Raw genomic sequence first — 14491 nt, 5'->3', positions numbered from 1 at the left:
CTCATTACAAAAAAAGAAGCAGAAAGTAACACGGACTGCTGAAAAAGTCCAAATTTTTTTATCTGAAAAATAATATTCAAAAAACGAGCCTCTAGAATCGCTTCTAAGGCTCGTTTGAGGGTTAGGGCGACATTTTTGCCCCCCTATAATCATTCGTTTTTCAAAAACATTCACTTTTTCAGTGGCCTCAAAGTAACATTCCAATATTTGTATCCTTAGCCTGATGACATTGGGGTCTTACTGCCCCTTGAGAAATGGGATAAAAATTACATAGTACAGATGTCAAGCCACAGAGATACTATATGTAATTGATTTTTCGCGTTCACAACCAGATATAGTTTTAACGGCTGAATTGTGAAATTCACTCAATTATAATACCTTTTTATAATTGAGAAATTAGTGTTTAACAACTTGTTTACATTTATCATGATCAGGACATAAACGTTCACATTTGGATAAAGCTTGATAAATTGAACACCATGATCTTTTTGCGTAATATACTGGTACAGATTGATCTTGAGCTTTTTTCTTTAATGTTTTTGCTAGATTATGATTAATATAGTCTGTTAAAACTAAAATCGAGTCGATATTTTCAGGTATTTCTCGTTTTACCATTTGTACTTTCCTACCATTCAGATGAATAACTTCTGAAAAACCTAATTCACCTAACTTTTGAGGAATTGTTCCTAGATGATCCGCTCCCACAACTAGTAATGATTTCATATTGCCACTCCTTTCTAGTAAGTATTCGTTATAAACATTATAGTTGATAACGATTATCAACGTCAATATAATATTAATTAAGAAGTGATTTTATAAAATCAGTAATATCATAACTAGTTTCCAGTGATATGCTTAATGTTTTTTTATAATAGCGACGACATCTAACTCTAGTTATTTTAATTAGAAGCCTTTCATTAACGTATATATAGGTAACATGATTGAGATGAACATAAATAGTATGATCAAGCCAATAAATACAAACAATGTTGGTTGAATAATCATGAAAATTTTCTTTAATTTCCCCTCAAAATCTAGCAGTATCCACCTACCATAATCATTCAATTCATTATCAAGCCTGCCACTTGATTGTCCATGGTCAACGATAAACGCCAACCCCTTTAAGAAAAGGGGTTCACTTAACAGTGCCTGGTGCAATGTTTGGCCTTTTTCAAGTCTCGATATAATAGCTTTTGCTACTATGCTTATGTAGCCTAGTTTTTTTTGATCTTTAAATAAATTTAATGCGTCGTAAATTGACATCCCGTTTTTAATTAAATAACTTAAATTTGTTGCGAAGAAGTATGTTGAAATCATTTTATAAAAGTTACCTATCAGAGGTGACTTTGCAATAAACCTTGCTTTTTCAAAAACCGATTTTTTATTAAAGAAAGCAACAAAATAAATTGAACCCGTGCTCATTATTATAAGGAATAGCAAAAAGAAAGTTGGGGTATTTTCAAGAGTAAACATAAACAATCTAGTTATTAATGGTAGTGAAATATTAAGTGTGGAAAAAAGTAATACAAATTGAGGCAATAAGAATTTGTATATTATAACGAAGAAAATAATTAATATCCATAACAAGAATATGGGGTACTTAAACAGCTTTTGAAGCTTCCGTTTATTTTCGTCTGTTTTTCTTAATAAAACTCCTCCCTCTTGTAGACCACTCGATAAATTTCCGTAGTTTTCTGCAAAGTGTACAAAACTTATGATATATTCAGGAATTTCTAAAACCAACAATGCATCACTAAAAGATCTACCATTTTTTAGTTCCTCTAATAATTGATACATCATAGGTTTTAATTTTTCTTTGTCATATTTAAGAAACAACTCCAAAGTTTCTGAAATCGTATATCCTTGATCTAGAAGGCCACCGATTCTTATGAGAAAATCAGCCTTTTCATCATTGTTCCAATTTTTCTTCTTCATCTAGTTAACCACCTATCAAATTCAGTTTCGTAAACATACCCTAAAGCAATTCCTTTATTTATCACTTTCTCCAAACTTTCATATGCAAATCTTTTACTAGAGTCGCAAAAAATCTCTTCTAATAGTTTTCCAGCTAATATTTCATAAACTGCAAGTCTTCTTTTTTTACGATTTATTTGGCATAATAAAGAACAATTTCCCACACAAATAGGACACTTCAATTCTAATAGCCGTTGCGAAACTAATCCTATTACTGTTTCTTTGATATCGTATTCAGCTATGCCAAATTCTCTAAGTCTTGAAATACATCCAATACAATTATTGGCATGGATGGTACTAATGACTAGATGACCAGTCATAGCTGCTCGAACAGCCATTTTAGCTGTTTGAGTATCCCTTATTTCGCTTATCACAATAATGTCTGGATCATGCCGAAGTGTCGCTTTTAGTACTTCTTGATAATTTAATCCAGCCTTTTCATTTATTTCGACTTGAATAAGACCATCTATCCTCTTCTCAATTGGATCTTCTATCGATATTATCCTCTTATTTTTAATTAAACTGTCATTTAATAACGAATAAATAGTTGTCGTCTTTCCAGATCCTGTTGGACCCGAGAATAGTAATAAACCATGTGCTTTTTTGAGTAAAGCTCTTATTTTATTTGTTTGGCTTTTGAATAAGGCTAGGTTTTCTAAAGGAATTTCAATTTTGTTTTGTGGTAGAATACGTATAGCTAAACTTTCATGGGGGAATGTTGGGAGTGTAGATATTCGAAGGTTTGTTTGCTGTTGATTAATCGACATACATAATGATCCGTTTTGTGGTCTCCTCTTTTCTCCAATGTCCATTTTCGAACGAAATTTATAATGGGAGATAAGTTTTTCTGCCTCAGTGGTTTTAATTCTTTCAACATCTAATAATCGATGATCTACCCTCATTTGAACATGTGAATAATTTTTTCCCGGTATAATATGAATATCTGATGCATTGATTTGTATCGCCCTTAAGATAATAGCATTACTTTTCAATTCAATTGCTGACAATAGTATCACTTCCTTTTATTTTTTAATTTAACTTATTTATATATTGTGGAGTTGAGTATATTCACTAAAGAGAACGCTCGTTTATAGCTTATGGAAGTTTTATTTACGAGTGCATGATTACCCTCATAATTTTCATCCGTTTGATAGTGTTACCTATTGCTTTATTAAACGACCACCCGCTAAAGCAGGTGGATTTGGACATAAAATGTCGACGACTAAAGTCGTTTCTTAAGACTGAAGTCCTCTCAAAGTCCAACATGCTTAAGCAAACTAAAATTTGACTAAACTCATTCTTCAATCCTAAATATGTCGTTCTTTTCTTCATTAAACTGGTTTGCAATATAATTTCTAATTGTTTCTTCATCCACATTTCCTACTGTGGCACAAAAATAACCTCTTGCCCATAAATGGTGATGCCTCTCGCTTCGCATCCTTGCCTGATTAGCTCTCGTGTTCTTATGGCAATCGGACCATATAATACTTTATATCTGTATTTTATTACCCAGATTACATGATATTTGATATCATAAACTGCATGACTATTCTTTTTATAGCCGTCCATACTTTTCACCTCACAACTTAAGTATGGACATCGAAGTGTAAGGCTAAAAGCGTATACCGTCTAAAGACGGTGGAGTTAGACCACGCATTTGGAAATTAAAAGCGATAATTTTTTTTAGATTAATGACTTAAAATAATACTTTCTCTTGTATATTTTTGAGGATAATTATTATAATAATTAATGTTACTTCAATGGGATGTCGCCAAGCGGTAAGGCAACGGACTTTGACTCCGTCATGCGTAGGTTCGAATCCTGCCATCCCAGCCATCATTAGTATCCAATATTATTTAAGCTTAACTTCAATCAGTGGGGATTTCCCTTCGTCCCCCACTGATTGTTAGTTTAACTTACTGCCCCTTAAGAGCGGGATAAAGTATTGACTCTAATAGTTAAATTAGAGTCTTTTTTATTTAATCAGAATTTATAAATTTCTAACTTGGAAACCTGTCTAGCTCCAGGCGCCGATAGGCGGGCGCCTGGAGCTTTTCTTGTGTAATTTTCTTAAAATGAATTGTTTGAATTGCTAATAAGATAAAGAGTTCACGGAGTTTTTGTCTAAAAATGTACAATTTCTGAACATTTCCACCTTTAACCACATAATTAAATTGAAAATACATTTATTTATATTTTATACTGTATTATAATTAATTTAGAATGTCATAGGGAGTGAAAAAAATGGAGCATCAAACTCTAAAAATTACTGGCGTACTTTCAGATCCTACACGCTTTTCAATATATCAATATGTTACGAAACAGCATCGAGATGTAACAGTTCAAGAAATAGCAGATGCATTTGAAATTCATGCGAATGTAGCGCGGCTTCATTTGACCAAATTAGAAGATGTTAATATGTTAATTTCAGAAACAAAAAAAACAGGTAAAGGTGGTCGTCCTAGTCGATTTTATAGACTTTCAGACGAAGTAGTAAGCCTACAATTTCCATATAGAGATTATCAAAAATTATCTGAAATCGCAATCGATACACTTTTAAGTTTAGGTTCTATTGGTGAAAAAGCTTTAACAGAAACAGGACGTAAATATGGATATGAGTCGGCTAGGACGTATTTACAAGCACTAGATCTAAGTTTGAATGATTTAGAAAACAAAGAAAAGTTAAATCATATTAAGACAGTCGCCTTGCAACAAGGTTTGAATCCAGAAATGCATTATAATGAAGAAACACATGAAGTCAACTTTAGAATTTATAACTGTACTTTTAAAGAATTAGTTCCAGATCGTGCACCTATCTGTAAAATGCACCAAGCATTAATTCATGGATTTTTTGATTACTTTTTTGGGGAAATCGATTTAAATAAAGAAAGTTTTATGTCAGAGGGTATAGATTACAGTTTATGTTCGTATAAGACACTAGTATTACCATAATTCACATTATACTTTTGTCTAGTATAATGTACTCTCAGACCTTCGTACAGATAAATTCTCCAATACCTATAAACTATTTTTGTAACAGCAGCCCAAATCCTTTTTTAAAACAAGCTAATGTAACTTGGCTTGTTTTTTTACTTTTAATACAGATTACATTTTCTTCTTTAAGGTAAGGTAAACTAAACTTTAATTGAAAGTGGACTAATATGAACAACTAATCATCAGCTTTAGCTGATGAAAGTTATTCAAAATGAGGTCATTTTTTCTTTAGTCGTTATATATCGTAAGGATTGTCATTTAAAAAGCCATATGAATTTATTGCAGTAAGCTTTTTTCCATGAAGAAATACATGAAATGCGGAACTTATCCCATTATCATTTATTAGTGTTTGTATCGCACGATTTTGTTTACTTTTTTCAGAAAAAGGATTAGGGTCATAATTTTCCTGTAAAAATTCTAACATCCCTATCATTAATAAAAAGCGATTTTGCCTAATGTCTATGATTTTGTCGAAGCCAACTTCTATTGCTACATCATTATAAGCATCTAAATGTATGTGAGACGTTAAATCCATTTCTGTTGGATACAAAAGTGGATTATCTACAAGTTGATGCTTACAATAACCTCTAAGACTTCCTTTTTTCCTTTGTGGAAACATCCATTCGTCTCTTGTAAAGCCATAATCAATGGTAACTAGAAATCCTTTACTAAGAAACTGATATATACTATTTATCCAATCGTTCATATACAAAGGAACTTCGATTCTTTGTCCATCTTTTAATTTTGGTCCATATTTCTCAATCCACAACAATACATTATCATTGTTACATAGTTTTTTTATTTCAGTCAGTTGATTTCTTTCTTCATTAAATGACACGAACACTTCATAAATGTTACCATTTTGTTTCTCAATAACATGTACTGGAAAAGCGTCTAGTAATTCATTAGAAAAAATAATGCCCTCAAAAATATTCGAATTACTTTTACTAAATACCTCTAAACTATCAAACTGTTTAAAAAATACTTTGTCTGAAAGTAGTTTTTTTTGTTCTTGACGATGAAAAGGGCTCGTTTCTATTATGGAATATTTTAGATCTTCCATACCAATTGGTGCTATTCGTTGCCATTCATCTAAGACTGCTTTGGCAAAACGTCCATCCCCACCACCAAATTCACATATTACTGCCGGAAGCTTTTCTTTTTGAATAATATCTAAAAAAAAGTGGGCAAAAGCCTTACCAAAAACTGCATGTACACCACTACTAGTATAAAAATCTCCTTCTCTGCCCAATTTTTTATTATCTTTCATATAATATCCTATTACTGGATCATACAAAACAAAACTCATGTAATCAGCGTAATTAATCATACAATTTTCATTCTGTATAATTTTATCTATTAACTTATCTATCAAAACTAACTCTCCTTCCCTCTTTTTATGATTAACACTATTGACACAGTGTTAATGCGATTATATAATAAGATTGTAAGTTAGCAATGATCTTCGGGAGTTCCCCCTCCCCTCAAAAGTTCATTTATGATAACTAAGATTAACTCCCCATTTGAGGATGACGTATCGTCATCCTCCTTTTTTTCTTAAATAGCTTTGTTTACCTTTTATCTTTTACTTATATATGGATTTGAATCCATTTCAATACCTATTCTCGTAAGTGGCCCATGTCCAGAAGCTACTGTAGTTTGTTCTGGTAGTTCCATTAATTTATTAATAATACTATCCATTAATACGTCATAACTTCCACCCGGGAGATCTGTTCTTCCTATTCCACCAGCAAATAGAACATCCCCTGAAAAAACAATCCCTAACTCCTTTAGGTAATACGATACACTTCCAGGTGAATGGCCTGGTGTTTCAAATACTTCAAAACTAAACGAACCAATTTCAAGCCTTCCCTCCTCTTTAATAAAAAAGTCTGCCGCATTAACCTTTACTGCGTTACTCCCACCTAAAAATAAAGTCGATCCATTTTTTTTACTATCTGTTAACCAATCTTTTTCCTTCTTATGTATATAGACCGGGATTTTCCAAAAGTCACGAACATCATCTACTGCTCCAATATGGTCAAAATGAGCATGTGTTAACAAAATTGCTTTTGGCGATAAGCCCTCTGCCTCAAGTAAAGTGTTTAATTTTGTACCTTCTCCACCTGGATCAAATATTATTGCTTCCTTGTTTTCATTAAATAAAACATACGCGTTTGTTTGTAACGGGCCCAATGGAATTTGTTTCCACTCCATTTAAAACAACTCCTTTGCATTTTTAATATATTTTATTTTACACTTAAATTAACGCCCTATCAAAGCATGAAGAGAGGAGGACTTATGAATACCTTAACAGTATTGGAGACATCCTTAGAAATTGAACAATTACTAACTAAACATGAAAAAATAAATAATTTCATTTTTGAAAAAAGCATCGATTACAACGAATTTGGGTTTATAGTTTCATCATCTGAAGATCAAATCTTATTAAAAGATTTATTAACTTATTATGATGTTTTTGAAGATACATTTGCATTATATAAATTAAAGGAACCGGAAATGAAAAACATTTTTATCGATTTTGGCTTTACTTCTCAAAAAGGGAATTTCTATTTATATAAGGATTTAGTTATTCCCTTCACCATTTCTGGTAATAATGAAAAAGCCTTGCAATATGCCCTAGAACAAATGGATGAGCATCTAATTGCTTATGAAAAAGAACAAATTAGAACGATTTATTTTGTTGAACGTTATCATCAAGAATTAATTGAAGGAATTGCCGAAGCATACAAAATAAACGTGATGTTTTACTTATAATTACTTAATTTAATAAATTTCATAATTCATCATTCCAGCCAAAAAGATACTATATCTAGTTACATTAAACCGTACGTAACTAGATATAGATTTATATAACTCGGTTTTTGTAACAATTATAAATATACCTTAACTAATAGGCTGGCCCATTAAATTTAGTCACCCGCTAAAGTTATATTTCATTACCTTCAACTTTTCCTACATTCTTAAAGGGCTGTAAGACGCTTTTTAATATAATCAGAATTTATAAATTTCTAACTTGGAAACTGTCTAGCTCCAGGCGCCATCGGCTCGATCACTGGAAGACCTTCTCTTTCGGTCAAAAGCCCGACACCGCTACGAGCAGGTCTTCCAGTGTTTGTCACCGATAGGCGGGCACCTTGCGCTTTTCTTAATGAAGTTAAGATTTATTTAATTTCCCCTCAACGCTACGTATTTTCTCAGACATGATTAATTGTTTATCTCTTCGATCATCAATTCTAATGTTTGTCGCAACTCTTTGAACTCCTTTTGAAAAAGGAACTTCATGTAACGCTTGGATAACTTCGAACAAGACGGGGAGTTCTCCTTCAATAATTGTACTCATAGGTGTGAGCTGATACTTTACCTTATCTTTATATGTTTCAAGTAACTGATGAATTTCAGCGACATATTGGCTAACACTCGGTTCATTCGTTCCAATAGGAATAATTGTTATATCTACAATTGCCAATTTCTTTTCCTCCTTTTTATGCCTAGATTTTTCAAATAATTGATTAGGAAACTCTCTTAGTGCTAATCTACGATAAGACCTTATCGCAGTGTTGATATGAAACTCCTCTGGATCTGTTGTTGTTACGTTCTTTTGTAAAAAATAAGAAAGCTTTAAAACAATGAACTTGAGCAACTTAATCCCTTTCCAATTTAACATATAGTTAATAGTAGGAGTCAATAATAACGAACCATAAGAAGCCCATTGAACAGCCTTAGCTAACGGAGATGAAAAAGATAGTATAATTGTACAAAGGATTACCATGCCAAAATATATAACAACAAGATTAGTTGAACAATAACGATTTGTAATCTCAGCCTCTTTAATCTCCTGTTTGTTTGCCATTGTCTTAAGACCTCGGTAACTAAACACTTTATGTTCAGCACCATGATATTTTCGTAAACTCTTTGGAAAAATAAAATGAGTTCCAAACATATAATAAAAGAAAAAGTAAAAGGGTAAGCCATTCCATAAAAAGTAAACACCGAAAATAGAAAGTAATTTAGGAAAGAAAATAAGTGTAAAATATATGATTGTTAAGACTTTAAACCAAAGTGGCATAGAAAAAGTCACTTGTTTTGCTACTTGAACCATAGAATGATGATTTAATGGTTTTATCCAGTCTCTGATAATGCCATTATCATTGTAGGCACAAGATATATGACGCTTACCAATAAAGAATATTCCATTTTCATACGAAACTCCCTTAATCACCTCGACGCCACACCCCCTTATATTAAAAAACTTTACAAAGATCCTATTAAGTCTACATGTCTATTAATTGCATATTTTTATTAAAAAAATAACGGTACAACAGCATTGTTACTAACATAGCACTAATGGACACACATATAAAAATACTTAATGATATAACAATTTGGTAACGAATAGCATCAATAGGGGCTACACCACCTAAAATAAGACCAGTCATCATCCCTGGCAACTGGACAAGCCCAACTGTTTTTAAGCCATCAACATTTGGAATCATTGCAGCTCGAACGATTTTACGTACAATTATTTTTGTAGCTTGTTGGGGTTTGGCTCCAAGAGAAAGAGCTGCAGCTATTTTTCCTTTCCCTTCACGAAATTCATTTTTCATTCGTTCTAAAGCTAGACCAATTGCTACCATGCTATTACCAATTACCATACCACTCATAGGGATTACTTGTTCTGATGTAAAAGAGATCATCCCAAATCCCAACCACATGGATAATATTAGTAATTCAACACCTGAAATTATTAAAAATATCATAATCCGGACATTAGTTATGCCCTCACCTTTTTTACTTGCATGAAATGAAGCAATCGAAATCATTACAAATAACATGAAAGGAATGCCAATGCTTGGAGGAAGTTCAAATAGATATGTAAGAATATAACCGATAAGAAATAATTGAATAACCCCACGTACCGAAGCCCCGGTAATTGATTTTCCTAAACCAAGCGAATACATATAGGATAATGAAACTGGAATTAAAACAAATATTATTAAAAACAACATAGCTGTATTTGAAATTGTCGGTGCCATTTAATTACTCCTTTAAAAACTGTTGTAATTCTTCTGTTTTAGGGTTATGAATCAGTTCTTCAGTTTTTCCTTTTTCAATAATTGTGCCATTTTTCATAAAGATTAATTGATCACTAATTCGCTCGGCTTGACTTATATTATGAGTCACCATAATTATTGCTTTCTTTTCTTTAGAAAGTGAAACTAATAGCTGCTCGATTAGGTCAACACTTTGTAAATCTAATGCACTCGTCACTTCATCTAACAATAGTATCTCTGGATCATTTGCTAACGTTCTAGCTAAAGCTACTCTTTGCTGTTGTCCACCAGATAATTGCTCAACATCTCGCCATAAATATTCTTTAGAGAGTTGTACTTTTTCTAGTAACTCTGGTCCCCTTTTTGTATCCCATCTCCCTATAAGACTAGGACCATATTTTAAATTATCTTCGACTGTACCTTCAAAAAGGGAAGAAGTTTGAAATACTAAGCCAATTTTTCTCCTTATTTCAATTATCGGGTACAATGTTAATACTTTATTATGATAACGTATCTCTCCTTTTATTGGATCAATCAAACGATTTAATAATAATAACAAACTACTTTTCCCAGCACCAGAAGGGCCAATAATGGATATAATGTTTCCTAGTGAAGCGTTAAAAGAAATACCTGATACCCTAGGAGTGGTTACATTCTTTACTTGTAACTCGTAATTTCCGTTCATAGTTCCGCACCATCCTAATATTGTTGTCATTATTTACAGTATACCTACTAAATAGATGATGATAAACCATTTTAAAAAGGGATACACAAAAGTTTCACCTTATGTATATCCCGTCTGTTATATTTTTTATATTTCCCTTTTTCTGTAGGCACTGTGCTTTGTAGGTCCAATGCCACTTCCTATACATAATGAGTCTTCAATTGCAGCTTGAATAAATTTCTTTGCTATATTCACCGCTTCTTCAATTGAATGATTTTTAGCCAACTCTGCAGTTATTGCTGCAGCAAATGTACAGCCTGTCCCATGTGTATGAATCGTATTGATCCTTTTCGATTTAAAATAATGATAGTTTTCCCCGTCGAAAAGGATATCAATTGCCTTATTGGAGCCTTCTAAGTGACCCCCTTTTAAAACAACGTATTTAGGTCCTAATTTTTGTATTTCTAATGCTGCTCCTTCCATTTCCTTAATAGTTTCAATAGTTGATAGACCAAGGATTTCACAAGCCTCAGGAATATTCGGCGTTACTACAGTTGCTAGTGGTAGCAAACGTGTTTTTAAAGCATTCATTGCTTGCTTCTGTAAAAGAGGGGCACCACCTTTTGCAATCATTACCGGATCGACAACAACATTTTGTACCTCATATTGTAATAATTTATCTGCTACAAGGCTAATGATCTCTTCTGAGAATAACATTCCTGTTTTCACTGCATCTGTTCCTATGTCGCCATAAATTGCATCTAATTGTTCTTCAATCGCTTCTAATGTTTGAGGAAAAACCCCATGTACTCCTAGTGTATTTTGTGCAGTTAATACCGTAATAACACTCATTCCAAAAACGTCTCTTTCTTGAAAGGTTTTAAGATCCGCTTGAATTCCTGCACCACCACCACAATCAGATCCAGCAATTGTTAATGCTTTTCCAATGTTCATTTTTCCATCTACCTTTCTAAATAATATTAATAAGCGTTAATAATCAACCACCACCAACAAATTGAACAATTTCAATTTTCATGCCTTCTTGAAGTAACGTGTTTGGTCGTTCTTCACAATCAACAATTTCTCCGTTAACTTCAGTTACAACTAAATTTTCATCTAAGTGAAAATGTTCAATTACGTCTTTTAAGGATTCAAGCTGTAGCTCTCTTTTTTCACCATTAATAATCACGTTCATCTAGTAGACACCCTTTCATTTATTTTTTCAATGAATAATTGACACGTCTTTGTTATATCAGCGCTTCCAACAATTTCACTTATTGCACAAATTCTTGTAGCTCCAGCGTTCAAAACTTGATCAACATTATGAAGCTTTATACCACCAATGGCAACAAAAGGTATCGATATCTCCTTTTTTACCTCTTCAATATATTTAGTTGTAACAGGATCGACAACATCCTCTTTACTTTTTGTTGCAAAAATCGGACCTACACCAATATAATCAGCACCTTGTAATTGAGCTTCTCTTGCCTCTTCTATTTCATGTGTCGATATACCAATTATTTTATCTTTTCCAACAATCTTTCTTGCCATTTGTAAAGGCAAATCATCCTGGCCTAAATGAATACCATCTGCATCAACTGCTACTGCTACGTCTATATGATCATTAATAATTAAAGGGACATTATATTTTTTCGTTAAGTCTTTTAGTAACAAGGCTTTATGAAGCACATCCTTTTTACTACTTTTTTTATCACGTAATTGAATAATATCAACACCACCAATAATTGCTGCTTCCATTACCTCAACTAAACTTTTTCCTTTATGAAATTCTTCTCCAGTGATCGCGTACAGCCGAAAATCTTTCATCCGAATTCCTCCATTTATAAATTTAAATTAATTAAGCCGTAATCCATTAAGAAAGACGGATTACGGCTACATAGCAGTTAGAATCAACGACTTTCCTACGCTGGCACAACCCAGATCAGGTACAAGGGTAAAAGTCTAACCTTTTTCTCAGCCATAAGGCACCCCTAGTCTTCGCTTATTTAATTAAATAAATTAAAAACTATCTAATAGTATTATTATGACAGAAAACACTCTAATTTCAATTTTTTTGTCTACCAATATATTAATCTATTTTTTTCCCTTTTCTTTAGGTCAATTATTCCCTCTAGTTGATAACCAAATAAAAGTCTACGACCATCTGGTGATAGTTTTAACGGGTAGTTTTCATCAATGTTAACTATCATTATTTCTTTACCTGTTTCCACCTGAATAGATACTAAAGAGAAACCTTCTGAATAACTAAATAAATCTCCACCATTACTAGGCTTTAAAATATAAAAAGTTTTACTTTCTTTATCGAAAGCATGACTTGGAATCCACCATTGCTCTGAGTATGTGTTTAAAATGGGTACCTGAAATTGTGTAAGCTTTTTGTTTCTTTCCATATCATAAAATGTGTATTGTGAATATTCTTTATCAATATCATCTATGGTTATAGTTAATAAATGATTATAATAGGAAAAAAATGCTATAATATCATCAACTTTTTTCACTTTTTTCTCAGTCTCTAAACTATACGTATAAAGCGGCGCATAAAAACTCGGAGATAAAAGATCCCACTTTAAAAAGGCTAAGTCACTCTCGTTAATCCATTGAACATACGAATATTCAAAATTAAAATCAATAATACTTTTATCTACTAGATTAAGTTCCTTTAACTTTACGGAATAATCCGACTGCAAAGCAGCAATGATCAGTTCATGATTTCTATATGGATTCCAATATATTTGAAATTCTTCTCCAACATTATTTAGTGTGTGAATAATTGTACCTTTCCTATTAACAAAATAGAGATGTTTTTCCCTGTCTAATGATGTTATTTCAATTGCAAATACAGAAAAGTCTGGATTGGCATCAACTCGTAATATCGGTTCATTAATTTGAAAAAACAGTTCATTCTCACCTGAAAAAAGATGAAATTTATTTAGATAAGAAATCCCATTTTCATCTGTTAAATATAAAATCGACTCGTGATCAAACCATTCATTTACTGTGACAAAGCTATATCTATTTGTATCAATTCTATGCAAGAGTTCATTGTTTCTCAGTACTAGAGGCACCCCATTTTTTTTAACTAAATTGTTGGAATATATACTCACATCACGAATCAGAAAAGGTTTGTCTGCTTGAATACAACTAACCATTAAAAAAATAGCTATAATAAAAAAAATATTCTTAAGCATAGAACCCCTCCCCTCATTGAATGATTAGATTAATTATCCCATTTATCTTCGCTGTTAACAAATAAAAAGTACCTTGATTGTATATATAATATATCATTAGTGTTGCATAAATATTGTTAGAATTTTCAGTTTAATTACTTTCGCTGTTGAAAGCCAAAAAAGTAAATACCCAAACAAAAGTGGCTCCATCCATTTGGAAAATTATTTACAATCAGACTTGTGTGACGACGACAATTAGCTTATTACGGTACAACTTTTCCTTCAATTTTTCGAAGCCAAATGTGTGCTGGTTTCCACAAAGCAGCCCTCAAGTAACGGCTTATTTGTAAGGTTTTCCGTTTACTTTTTGTCTCAATTTGAACGAGAACATGTAAACAAAAAACGATTAATGCGATGAACACTTGATTAAAGCCAAATGTGTGCTGGTTTCCACAAAGCAGCCCTCAAGTAACGGCTTATTTGTAAGGTTTTCCGTTTACTTTTTGTCTCAATTTGAACGAGAACATGTAAACAAAAAACGATTAATGCGATGAACACTTGATTATGAATGGCCCATTCGCTTTGACCGTAAAACT

At 32.4% G+C, this 14491-nt stretch carries 16 protein-coding genes, 1 tRNA gene, 3 pseudogenes and 1 riboswitch; of the genes and pseudogenes, 3 read left to right on the top strand and 17 right to left on the bottom strand.

The features are described 5' to 3' along the window. Nucleotides 1–396: 396 nt before the first annotated feature. The 5 genes from BKP37_RS08125 to BKP37_RS08110 form a co-directional block, all read right to left on the bottom strand. Nucleotides 397–723, bottom strand: coding sequence for a DUF2325 domain-containing protein (locus BKP37_RS08125; protein WP_071309115.1), 327 nt, complete (start codon nt 721–723; stop codon nt 397–399). 180 nt (nt 724–903) lie between these two features. Then, nucleotides 904–1935 carry a competence type IV pilus assembly protein ComGB gene (comGB, locus tag BKP37_RS08120; RefSeq protein ID WP_071309114.1) on the bottom strand — a complete coding sequence of 344 codons (1032 nt, stop codon included), beginning with the start codon at nt 1933–1935 and terminating at the stop codon, nt 904–906. Next, nucleotides 1932–2981, bottom strand: a complete 1050-nt coding sequence (gene comGA, locus BKP37_RS08115; protein ID WP_071309113.1) for a competence type IV pilus ATPase ComGA — start codon at nt 2979–2981, stop codon at nt 1932–1934. The genes comGB and comGA overlap by 4 nt, the downstream gene beginning before the upstream one ends. Before the next feature lie 287 nt (nt 2982–3268). Then, nucleotides 3269–3412: a transposase gene (locus BKP37_RS20960; RefSeq protein ID WP_425424981.1), complete on the bottom strand. Its 144-nt coding sequence runs from the start codon at nt 3410–3412 to the stop codon at nt 3269–3271. Further along, nucleotides 3355–3543 carry a transposase gene (locus BKP37_RS08110; protein WP_071309112.1) on the bottom strand — a complete coding sequence of 63 codons (189 nt, stop codon included), beginning with the start codon at nt 3541–3543 and terminating at the stop codon, nt 3355–3357. Before BKP37_RS08110 ends, BKP37_RS20960 begins: the two co-directional genes overlap by 58 nt. 192 nt (nt 3544–3735) lie before the next feature. Here BKP37_RS08110 and BKP37_RS08105 point away from each other — a divergent pair. Further along, a tRNA-Gln gene (locus BKP37_RS08105) sits at nt 3736–3810 on the top strand. 408 nt (nt 3811–4218) lie between these two features. Next, on the top strand, nt 4219–4926 hold the full coding sequence (locus BKP37_RS08100; RefSeq protein WP_071309111.1) for a helix-turn-helix transcriptional regulator: 708 nt from the start codon (nt 4219–4221) through the stop codon (nt 4924–4926). A gap of 277 nt (nt 4927–5203) precedes the next feature. Here the strand turns inward: BKP37_RS08100 and BKP37_RS08095 are convergent, their stop codons facing one another. Both BKP37_RS08095 and BKP37_RS08090 read right to left on the bottom strand, forming a co-directional pair. After that, the gene (locus BKP37_RS08095) at nt 5204–6343 is read right to left on the bottom strand and encodes a class I SAM-dependent methyltransferase (RefSeq protein WP_084034597.1); all 1140 of its coding nucleotides are present in this window, start codon (nt 6341–6343) and stop codon (nt 5204–5206) included. 203 nt (nt 6344–6546) lie between these two features. After that, on the bottom strand, nt 6547–7185 hold the full coding sequence (locus BKP37_RS08090; protein WP_071309110.1) for an MBL fold metallo-hydrolase: 639 nt from the start codon (nt 7183–7185) through the stop codon (nt 6547–6549). Between the two features lie 84 nt (nt 7186–7269). Between BKP37_RS08090 and BKP37_RS08085 the strand changes: the two genes are divergently transcribed. Continuing rightward, nucleotides 7270–7746 (top strand): hypothetical protein, encoded by a 477-nt coding sequence (locus tag BKP37_RS08085; RefSeq protein ID WP_071309109.1) that lies wholly within the window; start codon nt 7270–7272, stop codon nt 7744–7746. Between the two features lie 400 nt (nt 7747–8146). On the opposite strand, the gene BKP37_RS20450 is transcribed toward BKP37_RS08085, so the two are convergent. From BKP37_RS20450 to BKP37_RS19615, 10 genes and pseudogenes are all read right to left on the bottom strand, one after another. Beyond that, the gene (locus BKP37_RS20450) at nt 8147–8458 is read right to left on the bottom strand and encodes an MTH1187 family thiamine-binding protein (RefSeq protein ID WP_071309116.1); all 312 of its coding nucleotides are present in this window, start codon (nt 8456–8458) and stop codon (nt 8147–8149) included. Between the two features lie 75 nt (nt 8459–8533). Next, nucleotides 8534–9211, bottom strand: a pseudogene (locus BKP37_RS20445) (DUF1385 domain-containing protein); the annotation flags it as partial. 52 nt (nt 9212–9263) lie between these two features. After that, a complete protein-coding gene (locus tag BKP37_RS08075) occupies nt 9264–10025 on the bottom strand; it encodes an ABC transporter permease (RefSeq protein ID WP_071309108.1) in 762 nt (253 codons plus the stop codon). A gap of 4 nt (nt 10026–10029) precedes the next feature. Continuing rightward, the gene (locus BKP37_RS08070) at nt 10030–10728 is read right to left on the bottom strand and encodes an ABC transporter ATP-binding protein (protein WP_071309107.1); all 699 of its coding nucleotides are present in this window, start codon (nt 10726–10728) and stop codon (nt 10030–10032) included. Nucleotides 10729–10854: 126 nt separating this feature from the next. Continuing rightward, entirely contained in the window at nt 10855–11661 is an 807-nt protein-coding gene (thiD, locus tag BKP37_RS08065; protein ID WP_071309106.1) for a bifunctional hydroxymethylpyrimidine kinase/phosphomethylpyrimidine kinase, read from the bottom strand. 43 nt (nt 11662–11704) lie between these two features. Beyond that, nucleotides 11705–11902, bottom strand: coding sequence for a sulfur carrier protein ThiS (gene thiS / locus BKP37_RS08060; RefSeq protein WP_071309105.1), 198 nt, complete (start codon nt 11900–11902; stop codon nt 11705–11707). Beyond that, the gene (thiE, locus tag BKP37_RS08055) at nt 11899–12534 is read right to left on the bottom strand and encodes a thiamine phosphate synthase (protein WP_071309104.1); all 636 of its coding nucleotides are present in this window, start codon (nt 12532–12534) and stop codon (nt 11899–11901) included. Before thiE ends, thiS begins: the two co-directional genes overlap by 4 nt. Before the next feature lie 75 nt (nt 12535–12609). Further along, nucleotides 12610–12710: riboswitch (TPP riboswitch) on the bottom strand. Nucleotides 12711–12785: 75 nt separating this feature from the next. Further along, on the bottom strand, nt 12786–13916 hold the full coding sequence (locus BKP37_RS08050) for a YqgU-like beta propeller domain-containing protein (RefSeq protein WP_071309103.1): 1131 nt from the start codon (nt 13914–13916) through the stop codon (nt 12786–12788). A 242-nt stretch (nt 13917–14158) separates the two neighbouring features. Continuing rightward, nucleotides 14159–14323, bottom strand: a pseudogene (locus BKP37_RS19620) (IS4 family transposase); the annotation flags it as partial. Further along, a pseudogene (locus BKP37_RS19615) lies at nt 14322–14491 on the bottom strand (IS4 family transposase); the annotation flags it as partial. The pseudogenes BKP37_RS19620 and BKP37_RS19615, both read right to left, overlap by 2 nt.

It is taken from the genome of Anaerobacillus alkalilacustris (genome assembly GCF_001866005.1).
GTDB classification, from domain to species: domain Bacteria; phylum Bacillota; class Bacilli; order Bacillales; family Anaerobacillaceae; genus Anaerobacillus; species Anaerobacillus alkalilacustris.
The sequence above is the reverse complement of the archived record's forward strand: the minus strand, read 5'-3'. Positions and strand labels throughout refer to the sequence as shown.